Origin of the sequence: Lysinibacillus sp. NPDC097231 (assembly GCF_044761885.1) — a bacterium.
Taxonomy (GTDB): Bacteria; Bacillota; Bacilli; order Bacillales_A; family Planococcaceae; genus Lysinibacillus.
Genome location: NZ_JBIWDH010000013.1, coordinates 80404 through 107310, shown reverse-complemented (window position 1 = coordinate 107310; position 26907 = coordinate 80404). Strand labels below are relative to the sequence as shown.

Sequence of the window (26907 nt, the reverse complement as noted above, 5' to 3'; positions counted from 1 at the left end):
AAGTTCTGCTCCATCTAGTTGTTATGTTCATTATAAATAAAAGTACCCTGTAAGAGAGACTTTTTTTAAGTGTCTATCTTATAGGGTACATTTTAATGTATGGAGGTCTTTTTTTTTGAATAGCAACATATATTGCTGTACACGAGGGGGCGTATGAATGGAATTACAAGACGTATTAAGAGTCGCTGGAGTGGGACTAGTAGTTGCGCTTCTTCATGTTTTCTTTGATCAAACAGGGAAGAAAGAATTTTCGTTTTTCCTGTTTTTCATTGCCTATTTATATATGACAGCGGAACTACTGCGATTTTTACGTCTATTTTTTAACGAAATCCTTACATTCTTTCAATGGCTAACCTCTTCAGGGTAGTGTAAATGGAAATTGTCATTGTAGCTGTTGTCATGCTGCTTTTATTATTGCTTATAAAAGAAGTTATACAGCCACTCCATGCGCTAATTAGTGTAATGTTTTCGTTTTTGTTGTTTAGTATTTTGTTCTCGACACTCTTATTGCCATTCGTCAAGCAGCTACTCGAAACGTTAGCCTTTCTGCCTTATGCGAAGGCCATTGTAGTCAGTGCTAGCCTTTTTTATGTAGGGCAATGGGTGACAATGTTACTTGTAGAACATAACTATAAAGTACTCGGGAACATTGTTTTTGATGGGGTGAAGATTGTCATTTTGCTGTATTGGTTCAAAGAATTTTTGGCTGTTTTACAGGGGGTGTCAGCCATTTTACAAAGGCTAAACTAAGGAGCGAAGACAATGCAGGAGCAAATACTTTCGTTTTTAATTGATCCATTTTTTCTCTTGCTGAAAATGACGCTCATTTTGTGTGGCTATGTCATCATTTTCTTAGTTGTTAATATGCTATTACCAGACTTTGAAAAAGGGACAAGAATACTTTTTTTCCTCATAGTACTCGCCACAATAGGGCCGGTCGTTGTGAATTCATTTACATTAATCGACGAAATAGCACAAGGACTTGCCCATATATTTACAGCATTTTATCCCATTCTTACTTCAAGCTTTCTTTTATCGAGCAGTATCACAGCAATAGCTTCTTGGCAGCCTTTTTTACTTTTTTTTGTACAAGTCTTAACCATTATTAGTAGTAAGTGGCTTATTCCTGGAGTGCTTTTGGCCATCGTTTTTGATGTTTGTAGTGTCATTGTGAGAGATATTTCCTTTACGAGAATAGCTGAATTAATTCGTTTTACGATTATGAGTATTGTTTCGGCATCTGTTATCTGCTACATCATCTTAATGTCAGCAAGTGGTGTTGCGGCATTTAGTGTGAACGCAGCTGTTGCGGAGCCTGTAAAAAAATTAATAGAAGAAAATATTCCAGTCGTTGGCTCTTTTATAGTCGATAGTTTTTCAATGTTCCAGCACATGACTCAATTTTCTTCTTCCATTAGTAGTATTAGTGCATTTATCGCGGTCATTACAGTGTCGTTCATACCGACAGTTCAGCTTGTTATTAGTGCTTATTCGTTGAAACTATTAGCAGCTATTTTAGAACCAATTGCCTTCGATGATATTTGTAAGCTACTAGATCATGTTAGTAAATCTCTATTTACTCTTTGTGCTGTATCATTTCTAATTGCTTTTTCATTTATGTTTTCTTGTTTTTTCCTCATCGTTTTTGTCCAAGTTATGGCTGGGGGTAGATAGATTGATTCTTTTATTAGCGTTGCTTTTTATATGTCAGATATTTGTGTTTCTGACTGATGATAAAGAAATAATTTCGCTGACAAAACTTGTTATTACGTTGATATTTTTGCAATTGCTATTAAAGATTCCATTTATCAATTCATAGGAGGAAACAAGCGTACATACACTTGAAAAAGAGAAGATGAAAGGAGGCATTGTACAAGTGATGTGGAAAAGACGGGAAAAAAAACAACGTCATTTATAGTCTTAATGCTTATTGCCGCCTCCGTGGGAATTTTCATCATTTTACCTATGTATCAAACGAATACAACAAATGAGAGAGTAACACAGATGACCAATGAAGAAAAACTTGAGCAGACACTTAAGGCTATGCAAGGTGTTGGGGAGGTTAAAGTATATTTTTATTACGGAGACATGACAGATGCGAAGGATGACACTAAACTATTCAGCCAATATTTTCGTGGGACTGAACAAAGCACGAAAGAAGTAACAGGGATGCTAATTGTTTCAGAAGGTGCATCAGATATCTTTGTGAAAAATGAAATTCGTGCTGTCGTCAGTCAAGTGATGCAATTACCGATTCATCGAATTATTATTGTTCCAATGGAAAATAAGGAGGAAAAGTAAATGCGCGTACGTAGAAGAACAGTTTGGTTTATGACATTATTAAGTCTAGTAGCAGTTATTTCAGTGTATTATTTGGTTGACCCAGCAAAGCAATTTAATGGACTAACTATTTTTACAGATGACACATTAAAGCAAACAGCGGTAACGGGTGTAACTGATCAAGAAGCAACGAAAGAGGGTGTAACGAAGGAAGTATCTTCTCCAAGTCACTTATTTGAAGAAATGCGCATGCAGGTTAGTGATGAAAGAAGCCAGCTTCGTCAACAATTAACACAGAAAATCGCTTCACAAGAATACTCAGCAGATGAAAAAAATACGGCATATAATGAGATGGATAAACTTATAAAACAAGAATCAGCAGAAGCAATGCTAGAAATGCTTATTAAATCTTTAGGCTACTCCGACGCGTTTGTACGAGCTGAAGGTGATAAAGTTTCCGTTACTGTTATGGCGGAGGAATTATCAAAATCTCAAGCAAATGAAATTATTTATTTGGTAAAAACAGAGATGGAAGGCGCAAATGATGTCCAAGTAAAATTTAGTGCAAATAACTTTTAAAAAGATAGAGAAAAAGAGGAATATTCTGTTTATTTATTAGCTATTGTTATATATCAGCATAATGAAAAGGCTTTCGTTTATTAAAAGAAAGCCTTTTATTTTGTTCATATTTACTTAATTTTCATTTAACTATTTCAAAATGTTCCGAAAAAATATAGAATAGTGATTGTAGTAGATTTTATTTCATAAGGAGAGTTAGAAATGTTCAAAATTCAAGAAATTCGTGAAATCATTAAATTAGTAGATTCATCTTCAATTGACGAGTTCGTTTATGAAGTAGATGGCGCAAAAGTTAAGTTAAAAAAGAATGGGGTAGTTGTTACTGATACTGTAGCACCTAAAAAAGAAGTAGTAGCCCCTGTTGTACAACAATCTGCACCAGCAGCTCCTGTTGCACCAGCAGCTCCAGCAAAAACTGAAGAAGCACCAGTTGCATCTGCAGCACCAGCCAATAACGATCCTTCGTTACATAAAATCGTTTCTCCAATGGTTGGTACTTTCTACCAAGCTCCAAACCCAGATTCACCATCTTACGTAAAAGTAGGGGACAAAGTAGGCAACGAAACAATCGTTTGTATCGTAGAAGCTATGAAGCTGTTCAACGAAATCGAAGCAGAAGTTCAAGGTGAAATCGTTGAAATTCTTGTTAAAGACGGCGAATTAGTAGAATACGGTCAACCATTATTCCTTGTAAAAGCTGAGTAAGGAGTGCAAACCATGAAAAAAGTTTTAATTGCAAATCGCGGCGAAATCGCTGTGCGTATCATTCGTGCTTGTAAAGAGTTAGGCATTCAATCTGTAGCTGTATACTCAGAAGCAGATGCAGACGCATTACATGTGAAATTAGCAGACGAAGCATATTGTATCGGGCCAAAGCTATCAAAAGATTCATATCTTAGCTTCCCAGCTTTACTTAGCGTAGCAGAAAAAACAGGCGCGGACGGTATCCATCCTGGTTACGGTTTCGTATCTGAAAACGCTGACTTCGCTGAAGCTTGTGAAAACGCAGGTATTAAATTCATTGGTCCTTCATCTGATTCCATTAAAATTATGGGTATTAAAGACGTTGCACGTACAACTATGGAAGCAGCAGGTGTTCCACTTGTTCCGGGTACTGGTATTGTTCCAGATATCGAAACAGGTAAAGAATGGGCTGCCAAAATCGGTTACCCAGTTATCATCAAAGCAACTGCTGGTGGTGGCGGTAAAGGTATCCGTGTAGCTCGTACGGAAGAAGATCTTGTAAAAGGCATTGAAATTACGCAAAATGAGGCTGCAGCAGCATTCGGTAACCCTGGCGTATATTTAGAAAAATTCATCGAGTACTTCCGTCACTGTGAAATCCAAGTATTAGCAGATGGCTATGGTAACGTTGTACATTTAGGTGAACGTGACTGTACAGTTCAACGTCGTATGCAAAAATTAGTTGAGGAAGCTCCATCTCCAGCTCTATCTTCTGAACGTCGTGCTGAAATGGGTGCAGCTGCAGTTAAAGCTGCACAAGCTTGTAACTATGAAGGTGCTGGTACAATCGAGTTTATTTATGACTATCAAGAAGATAAATTCTACTTCATGGAAATGAATACTCGTATTCAAGTAGAACACCCAGTAACTGAAATGATATCTGGTGTAGATCTTGTACAACAACAATTAAAAATTGCATCTGGTGAAAAACTTCCTTTCACTCAAGATGATATTAAATTAAATGGATGGGCAATTGAATGCCGTATTAACGCAGAAAATGCTTATAAAAACTTCATGCCATCAGCTGGTACTGTAGATACTTATGTAACTCCAGGTGGCTATGGTGTACGTATTGACTCTGCTGTTTATGCAGGCTATACAATCCCTCCATACTATGATTCAATGGTTGCAAAACTAATTGTTCATGCAAATACACGTGAAGAAGCGATTGCGAAAATGAATCGTGCGCTTAGCGAATTTGAAGTATCTGGTCCTGGTATCAATACAACAATTCCATTCCACCAAGCATTGATGAACAATGACGTCTTTAAATCAGCGCAATTCAATACGAAGTTCCTAGAAGAGAACGATGTTTTAGGGACAAGCAAGTAATTGATTTGTAGATTTAGGGAATAGAACACCCATCAAAGTCGTAATTTTAAACCTTCTAACTTTTATTAGTTAGGAGGTTTTTTTAGTTTAAAAGATACCTCAAGGTGATTCTATAAAGTAAAAGCATGTTTTGATGCGAAACCACAAAACATGCTTTTTTACCTTTACTAATCTTCTTTTTTACTTTTTCTCTTTAATCTTATATATAACTTTAAATGCGGTTTCGACTTCTTCATCAACTAAAAGGTCCAAATCTACTGTGCGAAGCAAAACTTGATTAGACCAAGGTACAAGAAGTTCACCGCTTGCCTCCTCATCTTGGTGCCGATACGTTAAATAGGAGTTTGGGTACGGAGAAGCTGTATTTTCATCTTTTAGTGCAGTTGTCAATTCCACTATTTGATTGTCGTTCAGTTCATACCCCAAACCTTTTGAAATCGCTTTAAATGCTCTTTTCATTATCTGTGAATCAATAGGTACATTATCTTTGGATGCTATGATATGAATCCATTGTAATTTACCTTCTATTTCATCAAATGTAACATTTGAGTTTTTAATAGAGTCCACATATGTGCCTTTATGATATGTTGCAACCTGAATAGAAATTCTAGAATCTCCATTTTCAATGTCAAAACTTTCTATGCTTGTCGGGTTTGAGTAGCTCGACTTGAGTGTTTCTTCGGGATCTATAAGGAATTCCTGTTTTAAAGCTTCGATAATCGGATGTGACGGAATTAATTTCTCTTTAAATTCCTTTTCATTAAAGCTTCCTTTTAGTTTTTTATATTCCACTTCAGCAGATACAAAATTCTTTAAAGCCATCCCCCCACTAATCGTACCTACTAGAATAAGTATAAATAGAGCAGATAATAAATTTGAACCTCGAGAACTCTTTTTTTTACGTCTTGATGCCATGCGATGTCTCCTTATCTTTAATCTTTTTTCATATCGGTTTAAATGGAATAGATTTTACTATATCTAGATTTTGGTAGAGTGCCTTAGTAGAAAAAGAAGAGAGAAGATTCTAGTGCATGTAACAGTGGAAGTATGAAAATCGAATTTCTCAAATTAAACTAAAATGCAGATAGCTATAACTTCACCAATGCCAAACAAAGGTGTATATAGTGTGAAGCAATTCTTTAAGTGCTTCAATGTACCTAATGTTTTTTGGGGAAATTTTCTTTATTTTCGACATGATTATGTTACAATATCGATATAAATATACCAGTATTTACTAAAGTGTGTACTTTTTTAGAAGGGGATAAAAATGAAGAATAAAATGAAATTAGGTATGTATAGCGCATTATTAGTGAGTAGTTTAGTAGGGGGGAGTATATGAAAAAATTATTTTTATTACCTTTACTTTCCCTATTTTTAGTAGCATGTGGAAATACAGAGAATGAAGCTATATCAAAATCCGATAAAAAACAGCCATCTGAGGAAATAGAAGAAAAAAGAGTCGTAACTGAAGAGGAGAAGGCTGCTAAACGGGAAGAAATTATAGCAAAACTAAGAGAAAACGCGCGTTATAATGATGAAATTACTGAGCCATTCAATCTAACTCCATCTGTTGGGTATGCTGACACTATTTCTGATGCCATTATAAAGGGCGAACATGCTGTTTTAAGTTTTAGGCGGTTCTCCAACACTCAATATTATGATTTTGATAATAATATAACTGTACCTGGGTCTATTATTGAGTTTTCTAAATATTTAACTCTCTATATAGATAATATCTATATTGCTTATGATGATTTATCAACTCAATACAGACAAAGTATTATACCTGATCGCTATACTGAAGAAGGAAAGAGAAATAAATTGAGTACTAATGCCGTATTGATATATGAAGGTACGATCGTAAACGGCTTCCCTAGCGGTGGAAAAAAAGGTTATATGAGGCCAAGTTTGAAAATACATGCTGAACCTGATACGTTGAGATATGACTTATATCGAAATGACCAAAGCTTTGATGTCGTTACTGACGAACAGTTTTTCTTTAATGGAAAAGAACGTTCAGAAGAATACGTTCAAGGGGATTCAAATAAATTTTATATTGTAAATTATATCCCTAAAAAGTATTTAGAAAAAGGATTTTCTTTATATGTCGTGCCACAAGACAATAATGGGCTCTCCTCTTATATTTGGGGAAGTTGGTTCTCAGCAGGGAGTATGCAAATAAAGGATCCTGATGAATCTTGGGCATATGGAAATCTGAATTTGGTTTCTGAATCCGATTTAACCAAAATGCATGAAGCAATTTATTTGCCAACAGAAGAAGAAATTGACCAAATGGTAAATGATGAGTTGGGCATTGAATAAAAACAATCATGCATATACTAATCAAAGGGTACTTTTCAACGACGTAAATAAGGCTACATTGAGATGAGATGTACAATGCAATTAGTTCTAAGCCTAGTAAAATGTAATACTTCATAAATATGCGGCATGATGTAGTACTTGTGTGACAAGGTCCCTTGCCATTTTATATGTGAAATAGCCATGCAAAATAAGGAAAAAGCTATGCGCTTCAAGACTTTTTTAGTGTAGTAGTTTAGTACGCAATTAATAAAATAAAACAACTACCACTTCTCACGATTTAAAAAAAATTACGAGAAGTGGTTTTTATGCTTCTAAGGTTTGCATTTGAGGACTTTATTGCTCACGTTATATTAAATTTATTTAACATCTTCTTCGTTTTTTCTACCTCACCAACAAAACACGAAATGAATGAGATTACCACTCCTAAAATTGAAAAAATATATCCTAATAATGTGAACGAAATTAAAATAAAAGCAATGCCAAGCAGTGAAACAGAAATGCCAAAAAGTGATAACCGCATACAATCCTCCTAAAATTTTCTTTTGAAAAATTGACTTAGAAAACGGTCACATTGTCAAAATGCGTAGACTTTCCGTTAATTTTAATATTAATAACCTCAAGTTCAGGATCTAATGTTAATTTATAAACATGTTGTTGATTTTCATTGTCTTGTGGATTCGCTTCATCTAACTTAATGATTAAAGTATTACCTTGTGTTTCAAGGCTCGTAGTAACGGTTCCTTTAGACTGAAAAACAATATAACAAATATTTTCGCTAATATTAATGGATTGAAGCGTATATTGGTCATCAATTACCTTTTGTACTTTACTTGGAACATTCTCAATTTCACGAATACTAAGTGTAGAGGAATTACATGCTGCTAAAATCAATACGGTAAAAAACACCAATAACAGTTTCTTCACTCTCTTTCCCTCCTATAAATTAACTAAAGGAAAATTATACCTATAAGGAAATCATATCATAATTAAAACGAAGGTATCCCTAAAGATTTCTTCGTTTATTGATTTATCGAGAATTTTTTATAATTTATCGAAAAAAATTTATGATTTATCGAAAAAAAATTAGACTTTATCGCCCAACTTTTTAAATTTATCGGATAAAACGGCTTTACGGAGCCAAACATTCCTTTTTATAGTATAATAAGCGTAAGTACAGCATTTGTTTGTGATGTGTAAGGGAAAGGATGATATTTGTATGGCAGAGAAAGTAGGGCAATCTTTCGTACAACCAACACCTTCTGGAAAAGAAGAACTTGGGAAAATTGAAGTAGCAGCAGAGGTAATCGAAGTTGTTGCTGGAATCGCAGTTAACGAGGTGGAAGGCATTGCTGCAACTCGCGGAAATATTGCAACGGGCGTAGTTGAACGTTTCGGAAAAAAAGTACACAATAAAGGCATTAAATCTGGTGTCACTGAAACAGGTGAAATTGCCATTGATGTATTTTGCTCTGTGAAATATGGCTATGCTATTCCAAAAGTAGCAAAGGAAGTACAAACTCAAATTCGCCAAGCAATTTTTAATATGACAGCACTTGAAACAGCAGAAGTGAATGTACACATTACAGGTATTCACTTTGAAAAAGAAGAAGCTGCCGTACATGAATAGAAAAAAGGATTGCCCATGATGATTTATTCATCAAAGGGCAATCCTTTTTCTATAACGGAATTATTAGCAGTGATTTGTCCCGCTACTTTTTTAGATTTCAATGTGCTTTGGCTTTTTCCAGAACAAAGCAAGTATAACGCCTAGTGTTAAAACAATTGTCGCAAAGTAGTATGGATAGTTCAAATTAAAATCGAACAATATACCACCTAAAATTGGTCCAAATATATTACCGAGACTTGTAAACATTGAGTTCATGCCACCAACAAAGCCTTGTTCATTACCGGCAATTTTTGATAAATAAGAGGTAACGGCAGGACGTATTAAATCGAAGCCTACGAAAATAAAGAATGTCACAAATAAGATGGCAAAATAATGACTAACGATTGTCATAGCAAAAGTCAGAACAGCAGATAGGATGAGCGAGTAGCGGATAACATTGATTTCGCCCATTTTCTTTGTAAGCCAATCAAATAGTATTAGTTGAGCAAGTGCTCCAACTATCCCACTTCCGGTAATAATAATCGCAATATCTGACGGTGTAAATGCAAATTTGTGATCCACGAATAGACTAAATAACGATTCAAACGCAGCTAAACCAAAGGATAGTACAAAAATAAGTACAAATGGGATAAGGTATAGAGGGCTAAAAATACGCTTCGCACTACCTAAAATTGATGCTGGACCCTCCTCATCACCTAAAGTACGTGTCGGTTCTATTAACAATATAAATGACAAGATTGCTGCTAAAAATCCAAGTATACCAGCAGCGTAAAAAGGTATGCGTGTGCCGAACTCTGCTAAAAATCCACCGATCCCTGGTCCAATTATGAAACCAGTACTAATTGCCGCACTCATATAGCCAAGTGCTTTTGGACGCTGTGACAATGAAGTAATATCAGCTATATATGCTGTCACCGCTGGCATAATAAAGGCAGCACTAACACCACCGAGCATACGAGAGATGAAGAGTACTTCAACCGTACGACCAACCCCAAACAATAGTTCTGAAAGGCCAAAAATAAAAAGACCAACAACGATCATAATTTTACGGCCAATTTTGTCCACCAGTTTACCTGCGATAGGGGATGCGATAAGTTGAGTAATCGCGAATGCCGCCACCATATAACCGACAACTTTGCCTGAAATATTTAGCTCATTCATGATAGTTGGTAATACTGGAATAACTAATCCAATACCTAAAAAGGCAATGAATAGATTTGATAATAAAATAGCTAAGGTTAAAATTTGTTTCTTATTCATACATTTCTCCTTCAATCTTTCACGATACACGAGATCTAAATCTACTAGAATATTTCCATGTAATACAATAAACCCTATAGTAACTATAGGGTCAAAAGATTTGTATTAATTTTTTTCGTTTATTATCCTGCGTTAACTGGCAATGATTTAAAGAGAAGCGCTAGGTACAAGGTTTCCCTAAAGCCAGGAATTTAGTTGTGAGATGAACTGCCTGTAAAAGACCGATTGGTGAAGATTAATCAATGGAAGGAAGAAAATCCACACTAATTAAGTTTCACTTTATCAGTGTGGAAGTATTGGCAAATAGTTATACAAGATAGCATAATTAATTTGATGTGAGATTGCGGTTAGACTCACTTGATTTTTGTCTAACTTTTAATTCAACGATGAATTTCTTTTCGTGCTCTGAAGCTAATGTCGCAGGCATATAAAGTTCATAAACTTTTGATTCAAAGAGGTCTTGTTGTGCCTCTACATATTGTCTCAGTTTTTCATAAAACGAAAAGTATGTATCAGGATGATAGATAAAGGCAATACATATATAGTTGCCTGCAGGTTTTATTGTTTGCTTGATATTGGGAGAAAGCTTAGAGAATGTACGTTCAGTTAAGAGTGGTGTAAATATGGCATCATACATAATATTATTTACATCTGTATATCGTGCAAGTGGAAAGATACATCCGTAACGACTATTTAAGACACTTCCTTCATTTTCGATTATTTTCGTGAGTGTCGCATAGTAGGCATTGGTACTAGATGTTGGTGTAAGTTCAGTTGTCTTAACTTGCAAAATGGGCATCTCTTCTTCTACTTGAACATAAACCTCTCCAAAGATCGGAATATCAATTTGTTCTTGCATTTGTTTTTTGGTTTTAAGCAAAGTATATTTTACTTCATTTAATCGCGAAATCTTCTCCTCAATCCGTTGTTCTTGTTGTTCTAAAAAAACTAGCAATTCTTCCGAAGTTAATCCGAGTGCTTTATTTATATCTTCAAGGGATATGCCGATATACTTCAGAGACTTAATAATATCTAAGTAAAAAATCTGATTATCCTTATAATAACGATAATTCGTAGTAGTATCGATATAGGCTGGTTTAAATAAATCAATTTGGTCATAGTAGCGCAAGGTCTGTACAGATAGATTTGATAATTTGGCGACCTCACCAATAGTATAATAATGTTCTTTCATAAATTGCCTCCATTAGTAATAGCTAAAGAAGTTTCGGATGGTATCAAAGCGTATCTTATGTTTACAACCCTCACAATAAAATAGGCGTGATTTGCGTTCTTTCAATTGCTTATATTGTTCCTCACCTTCAAATAACTTGAATGTTTTTTTACAGCTTGTACAGTTAACTTCATAATGTATAAATATCACCCCTGAAGGATAAAATCAATTTCCTTCAGTATACCATTCTTGTTATTGTGGATTCTCATTTTTCGAACAGGCAGTTAAAGTAGCAGAAAGTTGCTTGAAAAAGGTTTCAGATTATTGAAAACTTGCTTGAATCCGTGTTTCTCGTACGAATCTATGCTATTATAAACCTTAATGCCACTTAAGAAGGAGAGCTTTACATGAAACGACATGAGGCACGCGAAAAAGCGTTGCAAGTTTTGTTTCAGCTAGACAATACCGATCTAACAGTCGAAGAAGCAATGGGGCATATTAAAGGTCAACCGACAAATGTCTTCTACGAAAAGATTGTTACTGGAACAGCTGAACATTTGGAGGAAATCGATGCTACTTTAGAACAGCATCTTGAAAAGTGGTCACTTGCCCGTCTACCGAAAATTGAAAGAACGGTTTTACGCCTAGCTGTATACGAGCTTTTATACATGCCAGAAACACCAAAAAGAGTAGTACTTAATGAAGCAATTGAGTTATGCAAAACATTTGGCGATGATGGCTCGTCAAAATTTGTTAATGGTGTACTTTCTAAATTTACAGAACAATAATGTGAAACTGTAATCGGTGGGAATCCACTGATTACTAGTTGAACCAATCGGACTTTACGGTCAGCTCGCGACAAATGTTCATTTTTTAGTTGTCGTACTGACCGTTAGTGCGGGATAAAAATGTGTTGAATTGGAAGGAGTAACTAAGGTTTATGTCAAGTGCGATTATTAATGGTAAAGAAATTGGTCAAGAAATTCGAAATTCAGTAGCAGAACGTGTAGCACGTTTAAAAGAACAAGGATTAACACCGGGTTTAGCAGTTGTTTTAGTTGGTGACAATCAAGCCTCAGCTACATATGTGAGAAATAAGCAGAAATCTTGTGAAGCAATTGGTATGTTTTCAGAGCTAATTAAACTACCAGAAGAAACTACACAGAATGAATTATTAGCACAAATCGAATTATTAAATAAGCGTGAAGATATTCACGGTATTCTAGTACAATTACCACTCCCTAAACATATTGATGAGGACACTGTTATTGCCACAATCGCTGTCGAAAAAGATGTGGATGGCTTCTCACCAGTAAGTGTAGGGAAAATGATGCTAGGCCAAGAAACATTTTTACCGTGTACACCGTTTGGCGTGATGAAGCTTCTTGAGTATTCAGGAATCAAAATCGCGGGAAAACATGCGGTCATCGTAGGACGTAGTCATATCGTTGGGAAGCCAATGGGGCAACTTTTACTACAAAAGGATGCAACCGTTACATATACGCATTCCAAAACTCCAGATTTACCTTCATTCACAAAACAAGCGGATATACTAATTGCGGCAGTTGGACGTGCAAACTTTATTACAAAAGAGCATGTTAAAGAAGGCGCAGTTGTTATTGACGTGGGTATTAATCGTGATGAAAATAACAAACTTTGCGGTGACGTAAACTTCAGTGAAGTCGATGGTATTGCGTCTCATATCACACCTGTACCAGGCGGTGTGGGTCCAATGACAATTACAATGTTACTATTCAACACAGTGCAAGCTGCAGAAAATAAGCTTGCAAATTAAGTTAAGTTAATTTGAATGACTCTTTCATGAAAAAACCATCTCAATGATATCATTGAGATGGTTTTTTTCTACAAATGTAAGTTTAGCTATATTTTAATAATGAACCTAAAATTTGTTTTTTCTGATAACCTTTGAGAACTTTTGCAATGCTTTGAACGTCTTATGGATCGTTGGGTATACATACTATAAAGATATAAGGGGGCTAATATGGAAAACATAGATTTAATATTGATTATCAAACATGTTATTATCGGTCTTGTGCAGGGTTTCACGGAGCCAATACCTGTATCTTCAAGCGGGCATGTTATGATTGTAAGTGAAATTCTAGGTCTTGGAGAGCAAGGTTTTACTTTTGCTATTTTAACGAACACTGCTTCATTACTTGCCATTATTTATATTTATCGGCAGGATATTGTTCGACTCATCAAAAATTTTTTCCTTTACCTTAAAACTCATGAGAATCGCTATAAGGCAGATTTTCGTTTTGCTGTCTATATTGTAATTGGTTCTATTCCAGCAGGTATTTTAGGTGTTTTATTAAGCGATGTTATTGCTGATAAGGTGAGTATGACAACAATTGCACTGATGCTATTTGTGACAGGTATTGCCTTGTGGCTTATTCGCAATATGCGGGGCACGAAAAAGGATGCAGATTTGACTGCAAAAGATGCTATTATCGTAGGGCTTGGTCAAGCGGTTGCCTTAACACCTGGTATAAGCCGTTCAGGAGCAACGATTATTTCAGCTATTGCAGTTGGTATGAAGCAGGAAACAGCCTTAAGATTTTCCTTCATGCTTTATATTCCTGTAAGTCTTGGTGGTGTCGTTCTTGGCATAACAGATTTTTTAAACGAGCCAAATAAAGGTGCACTAGCCATTCCTTACGCGGCAGCATTTTTTGCGACGCTGTTCATGACTTATTTTGCAATGCGTTGGTTTATGGGCATAATGAAAAGTGGCAAGCTTAGCTACTTTACTTATTATTGTTTCCTTGTAGGTACGCTCTTATTAATATTTTATTAATGTTAAAGGTCTCATAACTATAGTTAGTTGTGAGGCTTTTTGATGTTAAAAAGAGAGATAAGAGCTTTAGAGCAGAGTGATTTTTGTGTATTAGTGTCAATACAGTGATATTAATTAGGTCATCATTCCAGAGATATGTTATAGTTGGCTTTCAATAGGATGAAAGACAGTCGTTTTTTCTAGCAAAACTGCATTTTGGCACGTCAAGGACATTAAAAAATGTTATGATAGTTGTAGTTTTGTGAAAAACTTGATTTTAGTAAAGGAGCCGAAAATATGTCATCTGCTTCTTATTTAACTGTAAAAGCATTAACAAAATATATTAAAAGAAAATTTGATGCCGATCCGCATTTACGTGAAGTCTACGTAAAGGGGGAACTTTCGAATGTCAAGATTCATCAATCCGGGCATATTTACTTTACATTAAAGGATGATGGAGCGCGAATTGCGGCTACAATGTTTAAAACGGCTGCCACAAAATTAGCGTTCGAACCTAAAGAAGGTATGCAAGTATTTGTCCGTGGAGATGTAAATGTTTACGAAGGCTATGGTACATATCAGTTATATGTACAGGAGATGCAACCTGATGGTATTGGTAGCTTATTTGTTGCCTTTAATCAGCTGAAAGAGCAGTTACAAAAAGAAGGGCTTTTCAAACCGGAGTGGAAACAACCGATTCCTAGGTTTCCTGAAAAAATTGGTGTTTTAACTTCGACTACAGGTGCAGCTATTCGAGATATTTGTACAACATTAAAGCGTCGTTATCCACTTGCGGAAATATTGATTTATCCGACGCTTGTACAAGGAGCACAAGCAGCGCCAAATATTGTTCAAAATATTGAACAGGCAAATATCGATGCTAATTGCGATGTTCTTATAGTAGGGCGAGGCGGAGGATCGATTGAAGATTTATGGGCTTTTAATGAGGAAATTGTTGCCCGAGCGATTTTTGGAAGCAGAATACCTATTATTAGTGCAGTTGGCCATGAAACCGATACGACTATAGCGGATTATGTAGCTGATTTGCGTGCACCAACACCTACAGCAGCAGCTGAAATGGCTGTTCCTGATCAACAGGATTTATTTCAGCGTGTGCTTACACAAAAATCACAGCTTCATCAAATAGTAAGGGCGCAACTTATGGCAGAACGACAACGTCTAAATAAGCTCCAACAGTCTTATCCTTTGTCGATGCCAGAACGCCTATATCGACCGTTTACGGAAAGGCTAGCACAGCTTGAGTCTGGTTTACAAAAAGCAATGCAGCTCGATTTGATGAAAAAAACAGCTCAGTTACAACAATTACATAGTGCGGTGGAGCAACATTCACCGAAAAAGGCACTAATTTTCCATCAACGAGAGCTAGAAACACGTATTCAACAATTAAACCGCGCTTCAGCGCACTATGTGGCGAAGCAGAAACAACAATTTGAGGCGACAGTCAGAACTTTAGAAGCATTGAATCCGCTTGCTATTTTAACAAGAGGCTTCACAGTAGCTTATAAAGATAACGAAATGTTAAAATCATCAGCTGATTTAAAACCACACGATCAACTAACACTTTCCTTCCATGATGGAAAGGTTATTGCTGATGTGACAAAAATCTTGCCAAATAATGAGGAGGAATAGTTGTGGCCGAGAAACAACAAACTTTCGCAGAAGCAATGACGGCACTTGAGGAAATTGTCCGCCAGCTAGAGCAAGGTGATGTGCCATTGGAAAACGCGATTGATTTATATAAGCAAGGAATGGAGCTATCGCAATTTTGCCATAGTAAGCTACAGCATGCTGAGGAACAGTTAATATCAATTGTCCAAGAGAATGGCGAAACGACAGCATTTGATCCACTAAAGGGAGAGAACTAAGAAATGAATGAGCAATTAAAACATTTTATTGAAAGCAACATACCCCAAGTTGAAGCTGAAATGTTTGCACTTGTTGAAAGAATTGAGGCTCCAGCTGATTTAAAAGAATCAATGCTGTATTCATTAAAAGCTGGAGGAAAACGTATTCGCCCTCTTTTCGTATTAGCCGTACTTGAGCTTTATAACAAGAATTTGAAGGATGGGTTAACTGTAGGATCAGTTATTGAAATCATCCATACGTATTCGTTAATACATGATGATTTACCAAGTATGGATAATGATGATTTCCGTAGAGGTAAGCCTACTAATCATAAAGTATACGGCGAAGCACTTGCGACACTTGCAGGGGATGCACTGAACACAATTGCGTTCGGGATTTTAGCACGTATGGATGTATCAGCAGAAAAACGTATTGAACTTGTAAACCTTTTAAGTATAGCAGCTGGTGCAGAAGGTATGGTTGGAGGCCAGGTACTTGATATGGAAGGTGAAAAACGCCAGTTAAAACTAACTGAGCTTGAGCATGTCCATGTCAATAAGACTGGCGCTTTATTACGATTTAGTATTGAAGCTGGGGCTGTGTTAGCAGATGTATCACAAGAAGATCGCATAACTTTAAAGGAATATGCGCATCACATCGGTCTTGCCTTCCAAATTCAAGACGATATTTTAGATATTGAGGGAACTACTGAAGAACTTGGCAAAACTGCAGGTAAGGATGTAGCAAGTGATAAAAGCACATACCCAGCCCTCTTATCTTTAGATGGAGCAAAGGAAAAGCTTGCAGAGCATTATCAGCTTGCCATTAGCGCACTCGATAATTTACAAGTAGATGTTAGCTTACTACGTGAGTTTGCAGCCTATATTGTTCATCGTAAAAACTAGAAGAAAAACAAGGCGTTAAAGGCAAAGAATATGCTAGAATAGGTGAGGATGTTTGCCAATGTGCAAACAATGAAGTGCTCGTACTTTTAGCATATTGATAACACTGCTATAATGGTGGAAACACAAATACGGTGAATAATTTATTGAAAAGGTGTGTGAGAAAGGTGGATTTAAATAAGATAACTAGTCCATCCTTTTTAAAAAACTTAGACAAAAGGGATCTTGAGCGACTTGCACAAGAAATTCGTACCTTCTTAATCGAAAAATGTTCTGTCACAGGTGGTCATATCGGACCGAACCTTGGTGTTGTCGAGCTAACGATTATGCTGCATAAAATGTTTGACAGTCCAAAAGATAAGTTTTTATGGGATGTTGGCCACCAAGCATACGTGCATAAAATTTTGACAGGTCGTGCCAATCAATTTGATACACTACGTCAGTTCAAAGGGCTTTGTGGATTTCCAAAGCTTGTAGAGAGTGAACATGATGAGTGGGAAACAGGTCATAGTTCAACTTCGTTGTCAGCAGCCATGGGAATGGCAGCAGCGCGTGATATCAAAAAGGAAAAGAACTTTGTAGTACCAATTATTGGAGATGGCGCTTTGACTGGGGGTATGGCACTTGAGGCATTAAACCATATCGGTCATGCAAAAACAAATATGATTGTCATTTTAAACGATAATGAAATGTCAATCGCTCCAAACGTTGGCGCGTTACACAATGTGTTAGGACGTCTTCGTACAGCTAAAGAATATTCAAAAGCTAAAGAAGAACTAGAATCTCTTATTAATAAGATTCCTGTGCTAGGTGGTAAGCTTGCTTCTACTGCGGAGCGCTTAAAAGATAGCTTAAAATACTTAGTAGTATCAGGCGTGTTCTTTGAGGAGTTAGGATTTAAATATTTAGGACCAATTGATGGACATGATTTCGATGCTCTTGAGACAACATTAACATATGCTAAAAAAGTAAAAGGCCCAGTGCTCGTTCATGTTATTACGAAAAAAGGTAAAGGATACAAACCTGCTGAGGATGATACAATTGGTAATTGGCATGGGACTGGTCCGTATAAAATTGAAAACGGTGCCTTTGTAAAGTCTGAGGCAAAAGGTCCGGCTTGGAGTAGTTTAATTGCTGAGACTGTGCGTAAAATTGCTCATGAGGATAAACGAGTTGTCACAATCACTCCAGCAATGCCAGTCGGCTCGAAATTACAAGGTATTCAAAAGGATTTCCCGAATCGTTTCTTTGATGTAGGGATTGCTGAACAACATGCAGCCACAATGGCAGCAGGTCTGGCAACGCAACAAATGAAGCCGTTTTTAGCTATTTACTCAACGTTCCTTCAACGTGCCTATGACCAGGTACTACATGATATAGCACGTCCAAACTTGAATGTCTTTATTGGTATTGATCGTGCTGGCTTAGTTGGCGCAGATGGTGAAACACATCAAGGCGTATTTGATATTGCATTCCTTCGCCATATCCCGAATATGACGATTATGATGCCAAAAGATGAAAATGAAGGTCAGCATATGGTGAAAACAGCCATTGAATATGATGGTGGTCCAATTGCGCTACGTTATCCACGAGGTAATGGTATTGGCGTTCCGTTGGATGATGAGCTTAAGACTCTACCGATTGGCAGCTGGGAAGTATTACGTGAGGGTAAGGATGCTACAATTTTAACATTTGGTACGACGATTCCAATGGCAATGGAAGCGGCGAATCTATTAGCACAGCAAGGTGTGGAAATAGAGGTTGTCAATGCCCGTTTCATTAAACCAATGGATGAGGATATGCTACATCGTATATTAGTAGGTCGTAAGCCAATATTAACAATTGAAGAAGCAGTTTTACAAGGTGGCTTTGGTAGTGGGGTATTAGAATTTGCCCATGATCATGGCTACTTACATGCAATTATCGATCGTATGGGAATTCCAGATGAATTTATCGAGCATGGCAATGTAGATCAGCTACTCGCTGAGATTCATATGACAGCTGAGGATACAGTGGCACGTATGCATGTGTTACTACAACAAAAACAGCAAGTAGGTTTGAATAAATAATGACAAAACAACCGAAAGAACGTGTAGACATACTACTTGTAGATCGAGGGCTATGTGAAACGCGTGAAAAAGCAAAACGCTCCATTATGGCAGGGCTAGTTTTCTCAAATGAAACTCGCATTGATAAGGCGGGAGAGAAAATAGCAATAGATGCACCATTACAAGTAAAAGGCTCTGATTTAAAATATGTAAGTCGTGGTGGCTTGAAGCTAGAAAAGGCACTACAAATTTTTGATATGTCTGTAGAGGGCAAGCTAATGCTTGATATTGGCTCCTCTACAGGCGGTTTTACCGATTGTGCATTACAGCATGGGGCAAGACATTGCTATGCATTAGACGTTGGCTCAAACCAACTTGCTTGGAAAATTCGCTCTGATGAACGTGTGACGGTGATGGAAAAAACAAATTTCCGATATACGACAGCGCCAGATTTAACAGAAGGCTTACCGGATTTTGCAACAATTGATGTTAGTTTTATTTCGTTATCACTAATTTTGCCTGTCTTAAAAACACTTTTAATGCCAGGTGGGAATGTGATGGCGCTAGTAAAGCCTCAATTTGAAGCCGGGAAAGAGAAGGTTGGTAAAAAAGGCATCGTTCGTGATAAAAAAGTACATTTAGAAGTATTAGAAAAGACAGCTGCAATGGCGACAGAGGTTGGCTTTGTTGTGAAGGATGCTTCGTTTTCTCCTATCACAGGAGGCGAGGGGAACATTGAATTTTTATTCCATTTAGTGAATCCTATCGCTGATGAAGAAATTCCTGCATATACAGCTTTTAATACACTAGTTGAAGAAGCGCATAACTCACTAAAATAACACGTGCTCACTACCTGAGCCGTGTTTTTTCTTGTGCTTTGGTACTGAAAATGGTAGTGTGAATATACAAATATTTAATTATTTATAAGAGGTGACCACTATGAATAAAGGACAAAGACACATAAGGATTCGGGATATTATTGCTAATCATGAAATTGAGACACAAGATGATTTAGTCGATTTTTTAAAAGATGCAGGCTATAATGTGACACAAGCAACGGTATCAAGAGATATAAAAGAACTTCATCTTGTTAAAGTACCTTTACAGGATGGGCGCTATAAGTATAGCTTGCCCGCAGACCAACGTTTCAATCCTGTACAAAAATTACACCGTGCATTGGCCGATGCTTTTGTCAGCATTGACGGTGCATCTCACTTTTTAGTTATGAAGGCTCTTCCTGGGAATGCCAATGCTATTGCATCACTACTTGACCATCTAGATTGGCCAGAAATTTTAGGTACAATTTCTGGTGATGATACCATTTTAATAATTTGTCGAAACGAAGATGAGCGTGAAAATACAAAAAATCGCTTATTAGACATGCTATAAAATAGCAGGGTAATTTGATACAGAGGTGACATTTCGTGTTAAGAGAGCTTAGTATTCGAAACTTTGCCATCATTGAGGATTTAACGGTGAGTTTTTCAGACGGTTTAACTGTGTTAACGGGAGAAACAGGTGCTGGAAAATCAATTATTATTGATGCAGTACATTTACTTGCTGGCGGCCGGGGGAATTCTGAATTTATTCGACATGGAGCTAGAAAAGCTGAACTAGGTGGGTTATTTCAAATTTCAAATCCTGGACATCCTGTTCATAAGAAACTTGAAGAGGCAGGCATTGAGATTGAAGAGGATACCATTATTTTGCGCCGTGATTTAAATGATACTGGCAAAAGTATTTGCCGAGTTAATGGTAAACTTGTGCCATTATCGGTACTACGTGATATTGGTGCCAGCCTCATCGATATTCATGGACAGCACGAAAATCAAGAGCTTATGGATGAGAAACAGCATATTCATTTACTTGACCATTTCGCCGAGGAACAGCTTATACCAATCCAAGAGTCGTACTGTTCCAAATATGATGAATATCGTTCTCTAAAAAAAGAATTAGCTTCGATTTCAATTGATGAACAGTTGATGGCGCAACGTATTGATTTGTACCAATTCCAAATGAAAGAGCTAGAGGATGCCAATTTAAAGCTGGGTGAGGAAGATGAGCTTTTAGATGAACGGCGCCGTCTTATGAATTTCAATAAGATTTTCGAACGTTCCAGTGCAGCATATGAAGCTATTCAAGGTGATTCCAAAGGCCTTGACTGGATTGGTAATGCAATGGGTGCCCTAGAAGATGCTGCGACAGTTGACGAGCAATTTAAAGAAGCGTCGGAAGCTGTTACCACTGCCTTTTATGCTTTACAAGATGCTGCCTATCAGGTCAAAAATGTACTAGATGAATTAGAATTCGATCCAGCTCGTTTAAATGAGGTTGAGCAGCGATTAGCCCTGTTACAGAATTTGAAGCGTAAATATGGCTCAACAGTAGAAGAAATTTTAGCGTATTACGAAAAAATTAAAACAGAGCTAAATGAGCTTTTAAATCGTGATGAAATTTTGCAAGTTAAAGAAAGAAAAGTATTAGAAATGGAATTAGTATTAAATGAACTTGCTGCAGAGCTTTCTACTGTACGAAAGGCCGCTGCACATGACTTAAGTGAAGCCATTATGGCTGAACTACGTGAATTACATATGGAAAAAGCGAAATTTATTGTCAACTTTGATGAATTGCCGTACTTTGATGCGAATGGTAAAGACCAAGTAATTTTTTATATTTCTACGAATGTAGGCGAACCACCGAAATCTTTACCGAAAATTGCTTCCGGTGGTGAATTATCGCGCATGATGTTGGCACTAAAGACGATTTTCTCTTCGTCAAACGGTATAACTTCTATCATATTTGATGAAGTTGATACAGGTGTTAGTGGCCGTGTGGCTCAGGCTATTGCAGAAAAAATTGCCGCCATATCCGTTAATTCTCAAGTCTTATGTATTTCTCATTTACCGCAAGTGGCAGCGATGGCAGATCATCATTATTTTATCAAAAAAGAAGTCGAGCATGATCGTACATTTACATCATTGTTGGAAATTGATACAGATGCTCGAATTGAAGAAGTCAGCCGTATGATGTCTGGTGCTGAAATTACAGAATTAACACTACAGCACGCAACGGAGCTTTTAAAAATGGCAAATGAACGGAAAAAACAAATGAGATAGCCATAAATCCAGAAACAACATCAATTGTTTCTGGGTTTTTTCTTTTTGCACAAATATTTACCGCTTATAAGAATGCCACAACAACACATAGTAAAAAGACAAAAATAAAAAGGAGGTGTCGTATGTTTCGTCGTTGGCGTCAATTAGTCATTTTGCCTATGCTCATCGTTTTATTGTGCTTGCCCGTTCAGGCTTTTGCTGCAAAAAAGCTTATTCCGATGGGCGAAGCAATTGGAATTCAACTTCAGTTATCACATGTGTTTGTAGCGCATGATGTACTATTAGCTTCCAATCAGTGGATGAAAGGAGGCGCTGTTATTGAAAAAATAAATGATATCACTGTAAAAACACTTGCCGATGTCAAACAAGCTGTTACTCAGCGGGGACAGCAGAAATGGACGATAAAAAGTGAAGGAAAAGAAGTAACGCTTGTGTTACAAGAGCAAGAAGCAGAACATGTCATTTCATTTTTGAAAGATGAAACAGATGGAGTAGGAACATTGACATACATTGATCCAGAGACAAAAAATTACGGAGCATTAGGCCATCAAATTGTCGATTCAACCTTACAAGAAGCCCCTATTTTCCATGCTGGTTCCATTTTTTTAGCTTCCATTCAACAAATTCGTAAAAGCATACCAGGCCAACCCGGCTATAAAATATCCTCCATTGAAAAACATCAAGAACCACTAGGAAGTATTGATAAAAATACAGTTTATGGTATTTTTGGGCGTTGGGAAAACGGTTACCAACAAAGTTTGCCAAAAGCAATTGAAATTATGCATGAAAAGGATATAAAAACAGGAAAAGCTGAAATCTATACGGCGATAGAGGGCAGTAAGGTGGAATCTTTTTCAATCGAAATTACAAAGGTCGAAAATGAACGCCTTGAATTTATAGTATCGGACAAAAAGCTCATTGAAAAAACAGGTGGTATTTTGCAGGGGATGAGTGGCAGTCCAATAATTCAAGACGGTCGTTTTGTGGGTGCTGTTACACATATGTTTGTGGAGGAGCCTAAAAAAGGAGCAGGAATTACAGTATCGGAAATGTTAAGAAAATCTTCATAAAAAGGATGGAGCCGCCTTTTGGTGGCTCCATTCCTTCATACATAGAAGTGCCATTTATTATCTTGTTCAACAAGTATTTTGTTTATTTATAAAGGGATTAGCGATACTTAAAAAAAACTGTAGTTTTATCTCCATTTTTTCACTAAAATAAATGATATAAGCATTCGACAATTTGCAAGTATTTATCATAACTTGTCGATATAAAAAGAAAGTATCGGACTACATACTCATTTTTGGAAATAGAAAAGGTTTTTAAAACAAAAATGTCGAAAATTCCACAGTGTGCCAAAATTGCATAAGGGGATAGGAAACGCTTTGAGAGATTCAAAGCAGATTTTAGAAGGAGGAATTTAAATGACAAAGGTAAAAGTGGCGATTGCAGATGATAATCGAGAGTTATTAAAAACAATGGAGCAGTATTTTCAAGGGCATCCCGAAATAGAAATTATTGCAACTGCTTCAAATGGGAAAGTTTGTTTACAAATGCTTGAGGAATTTACACCAGATATTTTACTTCTAGATATAATAATGCCACATCTTGATGGCTTAGCTGTATTAGAATCGATGTATCAAAATGAGCGAATGTCATCGATTCAAGTCATCATGTTAACTGCTTTTGGTCAAGAAGATGTCATGAAGCAGGCTGTTGATTTAGGTGCCTCATATTTCATGCTAAAGCCATTTGAATTCGATCAATTGGTTCAAAAGATTTTACATTGCGCTGGACAAAAAGCAACACTTCCGAAAAAGACGAGCGTTTTACAACCTGCAGCGCCTCAAAAATTAAATCAACATCAATTAGACAGTACGATTACAGCCATTATTAAAGAAATCGGGGTTCCTGCACATATTAAAGGTTACTCTTATTTACGGGAAGCTATTCAAATGGTGTTCGAAGATATTGAGCTATTAGGTTCTGTGACGAAAATTTTATATCCAGAAATCGCTAAAAAATTCAATACGACTCCATCACGTGTAGAACGTGCCATTCGCCATGCTATTGAGGTCGCATGGAACCGTGGCAATTATGAATCGATTTCGTCGATGTTTGGATATACCGTACATCACTTAAAGTCGAAGCCGACAAATAGCGAATTCATCGCTATGATTGCGGACAAAATTCGTATCGACATGATGGCGAGCTAAGCATTGGTATGACTGCGTTTGTGGACGCCAGGCTAACGGAGAATATGCGGTAAACTTATTTTCTAAAACAGTTATATTACTTTTATAATAACGCCTTTCTTAAACAGGTTATTACGACTGATTAAGGGGGCGTATTTTTTATGGCTTTAAGTTTCCGTATTAGAAATAGATCGCTACATGTTCGATTGTTCCGCAAAGGTCTTTAAAACATTAAAATCGTATGAACAAACACTTAGATTATTCGCAAGGTCTTTTGGATAACTTCGAAATAGAGGATGATAAAAGCGTCAAGGCAGAGCATATACAAGCTTATATTCGTTCAATCGAAGAAAGGCGACGAGTTTACAGTAAGTACCGAGGAATCGCCTGTAAACTACCCAGAACGACGCAGCGATTTTGGTAAGCCTGTGAGTAAAACGACAATAGCGAATTGTGTATCGTAACATAAGAAAAGTGAAGTTTATTCATTAATGCGCCCGATTATGGAATAAAAACGTATTACTTTTTCTGTCTGTTTTACAAATTTTCAATCTCGGAAGTTAATTCTTTGTTAAAAACTAATATTATTTTTCGTGCATTTTTTCGGACAGATCTATGTATAAAAAATTCGAACTAGAGAAAAATAAAATTGATAAGTAAAAATGTTATAAAGAAAATATAACTATGGATTTTCAACCAGCAAAAACTGTTGACGAGTGGAATACACTAATGAAAAGTGATTCTAAAGACTTGATACGATTTTTAGATGACTGGAATTCTTTTAAAAGACATAAACAAGACTTACTGGAAGGTATAGATGAAAAGATTATTGAAGCATTTACAGAAAAACCAGTCTTCAATAATGGTGGTCTTGCAGGTGCTAGATATGACATTTTAGCCGACAAGCTAACCTTTACTCAGTTTGAAACTCTTTTTGGTTATTTTGGACTTAGTATGCATTTGTTTGATGGAGGAAATGATGATTGGAGGAACTACTATTGTTCTAGTCCTGGAACCTGTGGAAGTATGCCTGGATTCATCTGCACCAGCAATTGTTAAGCATACGATTGAATTCACATATGTAAAAAAGAAAGACGATTGCCACTATTCGGCGTCGTCTTTTATGTTCTTTAATGTTAAGATGTCGGAAATATTCACCCCCAATACTTTACATAATGTACCTAAAGTATCTCGCTGATAATGAAAGTTGCAGTGGGCATCGTAAATATTCAACGCAAACTACTGAACAGACGTTATAATGATAGTTTACGGCAATGTTATTGTGCCAGCTTTCTCGTTTTGACAGGCATCATCTGGTGTTCAGACCTTGCGCACAACTTTTTTTATTTTAGAAAAATAATGGATATTTTCTAAATGATTGTTACTATTCAACGAACGAAGCAGTTTAGTTGAACAGCAATTGGGGTTATTCGGTAAAATTAATATAAGAAATTGAAAAAATAATATAAAATGGAATATGAGAGTTTTTACTTTTTTGACCAATCAGTGATTTAGAGGTGATTAGTAATGACACTTAGATGGTTATGGATATTGGTTATTGCGTTTAGCGTACTAGAATGGATTTCAATTCCATTCATAGGAGCATTTACAGGAAAACTATATCAATTAGTTTATGGTATATTAATAATTGCTTTTATTATTTACCCATTATTTTTCATGACTTCTCTCTTGCTATTACAAAAGGGAAATAAAAAAATTGGTGCAGTAATTTTGCTTATTCCACTAATCGTGTATGCACCCTTGCTAATAGGTCTTCAAACGTTGCTTAAATAAAGTATGACTAATTGAGCTAACGTTGCAGTTTAGTTGAAGAAGGATTAATTGATTATCTCTATAATTATGGAAATAGTGACAGTATCAAAAGGAGAGAGAAAATTGGATAATTCATTATTGATGAAGACTGATACATCCTTAACTTTGAACTTTTTGATTTACTTGCAAAATATTTTCCTCAATCAAAATCAAAATGAAGAAGAATTAAGGTTTCCATATTTATCAAACAGAATGATGTTTAAAGAACACTTTGAATTAAAGTATAAGGAACTTTGGAATGAAGTCTCAGAAAAAATATATAATGATGATGGTAGCGATTTAAGAATATTTTATGAAGAAAAAGATGTATTCTATCAAAGACTGTTTATAAATAATGCAGATAGTTTGAAAGGTTTTAATGAAGTATATAAATCTTTTCAAGTGTGGTGGGGTAGCTTTGCAGGGAGCTTTTCGGTAGAAAGGTCTATCAATGAAATAGGTCGAAGTTTATATTTAGAATTGGCAAATTTTCTAAAGAATAGTGGAGTCGAACCTCAAAAGCACTTAAATATAATTTTAGTATATGATGACTGTTTATTAGCTAATAATGAAGTCTATTCATACTTTGCAATTCTTCCTATAAAAGATTTCTTTGTTAAATATAAAGAATTAGTTTCTAAATTAAGAGAATGTTTTTATTAAGCAGACAGGGGCTTTAGTTTAATATTCGAGCTATTTTTTAACCTCGGAAATTTCCGCTATAATTTTTCGGCGGTTAATATACAACGCTGTCAGACGCAGCGGGAATCGTTGAATCGGATGGTTATTTACCTATAAACTTCTTTGGGGGATATAAATAACTAAATAAAAATGTGTAAATTTAATGCACATCTTG

General features: G+C 36.3%; 30 protein-coding genes. 24 read left to right on the top strand and 6 right to left on the bottom strand.

Going from position 1 to position 26907, the window contains the following annotated elements; translation table 11 throughout:
* Positions 1-157: 157 nt before the first annotated feature.
* The 7 genes from ACIQXF_RS10260 (at position 158) to accC (ending at position 4935) form a co-directional block, all read left to right on the top strand.
* Positions 158-367: a hypothetical protein gene (locus ACIQXF_RS10260; protein ID WP_012295089.1), complete on the top strand. Its 210-nt coding sequence runs from the start codon at positions 158-160 to the stop codon at positions 365-367.
* A gap of 5 nt (positions 368-372) precedes the next feature.
* Positions 373-750: a hypothetical protein gene (locus ACIQXF_RS10255; RefSeq protein WP_402782439.1), complete on the top strand. Its 378-nt coding sequence runs from the start codon at positions 373-375 to the stop codon at positions 748-750.
* Positions 751-762: 12 nt separating this feature from the next.
* On the top strand, positions 763-1674 hold the full coding sequence (locus ACIQXF_RS10250; protein ID WP_402782436.1) for a stage III sporulation protein AE: 912 nt from the start codon (positions 763-765) through the stop codon (positions 1672-1674).
* Positions 1675-1881: 207 nt separating this feature from the next.
* The gene (locus ACIQXF_RS10245) at positions 1882-2301 is read left to right on the top strand and encodes a hypothetical protein (protein WP_402782433.1); all 420 of its coding nucleotides are present in this window, start codon (positions 1882-1884) and stop codon (positions 2299-2301) included.
* A complete protein-coding gene (locus ACIQXF_RS10240) occupies positions 2302-2859 on the top strand; it encodes a SpoIIIAH-like family protein (protein ID WP_402782430.1) in 558 nt (185 codons plus the stop codon).
* A 201-nt stretch (positions 2860-3060) separates the two neighbouring features.
* Positions 3061-3564 (top strand): acetyl-CoA carboxylase biotin carboxyl carrier protein, encoded by a 504-nt coding sequence (gene accB / locus ACIQXF_RS10235; RefSeq protein WP_402782427.1) that lies wholly within the window; start codon positions 3061-3063, stop codon positions 3562-3564.
* A 12-nt stretch (positions 3565-3576) separates the two neighbouring features.
* Positions 3577-4935, top strand: a complete 1359-nt coding sequence (gene accC, locus ACIQXF_RS10230; RefSeq protein ID WP_402782424.1) for an acetyl-CoA carboxylase biotin carboxylase subunit — start codon at positions 3577-3579, stop codon at positions 4933-4935.
* Positions 4936-5115: 180 nt separating this feature from the next.
* Here accC and ACIQXF_RS10225 read toward each other — a convergent pair whose 3' ends face one another.
* Positions 5116-5850, bottom strand: a complete 735-nt coding sequence (locus ACIQXF_RS10225) for a hypothetical protein (RefSeq protein ID WP_402782421.1) — start codon at positions 5848-5850, stop codon at positions 5116-5118.
* Between the two features lie 420 nt (positions 5851-6270).
* Between ACIQXF_RS10225 and ACIQXF_RS10220 the strand changes: the two genes are divergently transcribed.
* On the top strand, positions 6271-7257 hold the full coding sequence (locus ACIQXF_RS10220; RefSeq protein ID WP_402782418.1) for a hypothetical protein: 987 nt from the start codon (positions 6271-6273) through the stop codon (positions 7255-7257).
* A gap of 340 nt (positions 7258-7597) precedes the next feature.
* On the opposite strand, the gene ACIQXF_RS10215 is transcribed toward ACIQXF_RS10220, so the two are convergent.
* Entirely contained in the window at positions 7598-7777 is a 180-nt protein-coding gene (locus ACIQXF_RS10215; protein WP_402782415.1) for a hypothetical protein, read from the bottom strand.
* Positions 7778-7812: 35 nt separating this feature from the next.
* Positions 7813-8181, bottom strand: coding sequence for a membrane lipoprotein lipid attachment site-containing protein (locus tag ACIQXF_RS10210; RefSeq protein WP_402782412.1), 369 nt, complete (start codon positions 8179-8181; stop codon positions 7813-7815).
* A gap of 292 nt (positions 8182-8473) precedes the next feature.
* Between ACIQXF_RS10210 and ACIQXF_RS10205 the strand changes: the two genes are divergently transcribed.
* A complete protein-coding gene (locus ACIQXF_RS10205) occupies positions 8474-8884 on the top strand; it encodes an Asp23/Gls24 family envelope stress response protein (RefSeq protein ID WP_402782409.1) in 411 nt (136 codons plus the stop codon).
* Between the two features lie 90 nt (positions 8885-8974).
* On the opposite strand, the gene ACIQXF_RS10200 is transcribed toward ACIQXF_RS10205, so the two are convergent.
* The 3 genes from ACIQXF_RS10200 to ACIQXF_RS10190 all read right to left on the bottom strand — a co-directional run bounded on the left by ACIQXF_RS10200 (position 8975) and on the right by ACIQXF_RS10190 (position 11525).
* Entirely contained in the window at positions 8975-10144 is a 1170-nt protein-coding gene (locus ACIQXF_RS10200) for an MFS transporter (RefSeq protein WP_402782406.1), read from the bottom strand.
* A 325-nt stretch (positions 10145-10469) separates the two neighbouring features.
* On the bottom strand, positions 10470-11336 hold the full coding sequence (locus tag ACIQXF_RS10195; protein ID WP_402782403.1) for a MerR family transcriptional regulator: 867 nt from the start codon (positions 11334-11336) through the stop codon (positions 10470-10472).
* Between the two features lie 12 nt (positions 11337-11348).
* A complete protein-coding gene (locus ACIQXF_RS10190) occupies positions 11349-11525 on the bottom strand; it encodes a DUF2197 domain-containing protein (protein WP_402782400.1) in 177 nt (58 codons plus the stop codon).
* A 197-nt stretch (positions 11526-11722) separates the two neighbouring features.
* On the opposite strand from ACIQXF_RS10190, the gene nusB reads away from it, so the two are divergent.
* The 15 genes from nusB (at position 11723) to ACIQXF_RS10115 (ending at position 26714) form a co-directional block, all read left to right on the top strand.
* Positions 11723-12103, top strand: a complete 381-nt coding sequence (nusB, locus tag ACIQXF_RS10185) for a transcription antitermination factor NusB (RefSeq protein WP_402782397.1) — start codon at positions 11723-11725, stop codon at positions 12101-12103.
* Between the two features lie 152 nt (positions 12104-12255).
* On the top strand, positions 12256-13110 hold the full coding sequence (gene folD, locus ACIQXF_RS10180; RefSeq protein ID WP_402782394.1) for a bifunctional methylenetetrahydrofolate dehydrogenase/methenyltetrahydrofolate cyclohydrolase FolD: 855 nt from the start codon (positions 12256-12258) through the stop codon (positions 13108-13110).
* Positions 13111-13317: 207 nt separating this feature from the next.
* Entirely contained in the window at positions 13318-14133 is an 816-nt protein-coding gene (locus ACIQXF_RS10175; RefSeq protein ID WP_402782391.1) for an undecaprenyl-diphosphate phosphatase, read from the top strand.
* A gap of 276 nt (positions 14134-14409) precedes the next feature.
* Positions 14410-15762, top strand: coding sequence for an exodeoxyribonuclease VII large subunit (gene xseA, locus ACIQXF_RS10170; RefSeq protein ID WP_402782388.1), 1353 nt, complete (start codon positions 14410-14412; stop codon positions 15760-15762).
* A gap of 2 nt (positions 15763-15764) precedes the next feature.
* Positions 15765-15998, top strand: a complete 234-nt coding sequence (locus tag ACIQXF_RS10165) for an exodeoxyribonuclease VII small subunit (RefSeq protein WP_402782385.1) — start codon at positions 15765-15767, stop codon at positions 15996-15998.
* Positions 15999-16001: 3 nt separating this feature from the next.
* The gene (locus tag ACIQXF_RS10160; protein WP_402782382.1) at positions 16002-16883 is read left to right on the top strand and encodes a polyprenyl synthetase family protein; all 882 of its coding nucleotides are present in this window, start codon (positions 16002-16004) and stop codon (positions 16881-16883) included.
* Between the two features lie 164 nt (positions 16884-17047).
* On the top strand, positions 17048-18949 hold the full coding sequence (dxs, locus tag ACIQXF_RS10155; protein WP_402782379.1) for a 1-deoxy-D-xylulose-5-phosphate synthase: 1902 nt from the start codon (positions 17048-17050) through the stop codon (positions 18947-18949).
* Positions 18949-19767, top strand: a complete 819-nt coding sequence (locus tag ACIQXF_RS10150; protein ID WP_402782376.1) for a TlyA family RNA methyltransferase — start codon at positions 18949-18951, stop codon at positions 19765-19767. The genes dxs and ACIQXF_RS10150 overlap by 1 nt, the downstream gene beginning before the upstream one ends.
* Before the next feature lie 100 nt (positions 19768-19867).
* Positions 19868-20317, top strand: a complete 450-nt coding sequence (ahrC, locus tag ACIQXF_RS10145) for a transcriptional regulator AhrC/ArgR (RefSeq protein WP_402782373.1) — start codon at positions 19868-19870, stop codon at positions 20315-20317.
* Between the two features lie 35 nt (positions 20318-20352).
* Positions 20353-22044 (top strand): DNA repair protein RecN, encoded by a 1692-nt coding sequence (recN, locus tag ACIQXF_RS10140; RefSeq protein WP_402782370.1) that lies wholly within the window; start codon positions 20353-20355, stop codon positions 22042-22044.
* Between the two features lie 122 nt (positions 22045-22166).
* Positions 22167-23114 (top strand): SpoIVB peptidase S55 domain-containing protein, encoded by a 948-nt coding sequence (locus ACIQXF_RS10135; protein WP_402782367.1) that lies wholly within the window; start codon positions 22167-22169, stop codon positions 23112-23114.
* A 354-nt stretch (positions 23115-23468) separates the two neighbouring features.
* Positions 23469-24260: a sporulation transcription factor Spo0A gene (gene spo0A, locus ACIQXF_RS10130; protein WP_053483724.1), complete on the top strand. Its 792-nt coding sequence runs from the start codon at positions 23469-23471 to the stop codon at positions 24258-24260.
* A gap of 663 nt (positions 24261-24923) precedes the next feature.
* Complete coding sequence (locus ACIQXF_RS10125) at positions 24924-25298, top strand: hypothetical protein (protein WP_402782364.1); 375 nt, start codon at positions 24924-24926, stop codon at positions 25296-25298.
* A gap of 468 nt (positions 25299-25766) precedes the next feature.
* Positions 25767-26033 (top strand): hypothetical protein, encoded by a 267-nt coding sequence (locus ACIQXF_RS10120; RefSeq protein ID WP_402782361.1) that lies wholly within the window; start codon positions 25767-25769, stop codon positions 26031-26033.
* A gap of 102 nt (positions 26034-26135) precedes the next feature.
* Complete coding sequence (locus ACIQXF_RS10115) at positions 26136-26714, top strand: hypothetical protein (protein WP_402782358.1); 579 nt, start codon at positions 26136-26138, stop codon at positions 26712-26714.
* Positions 26715-26907 lie beyond the last annotated feature (193 nt).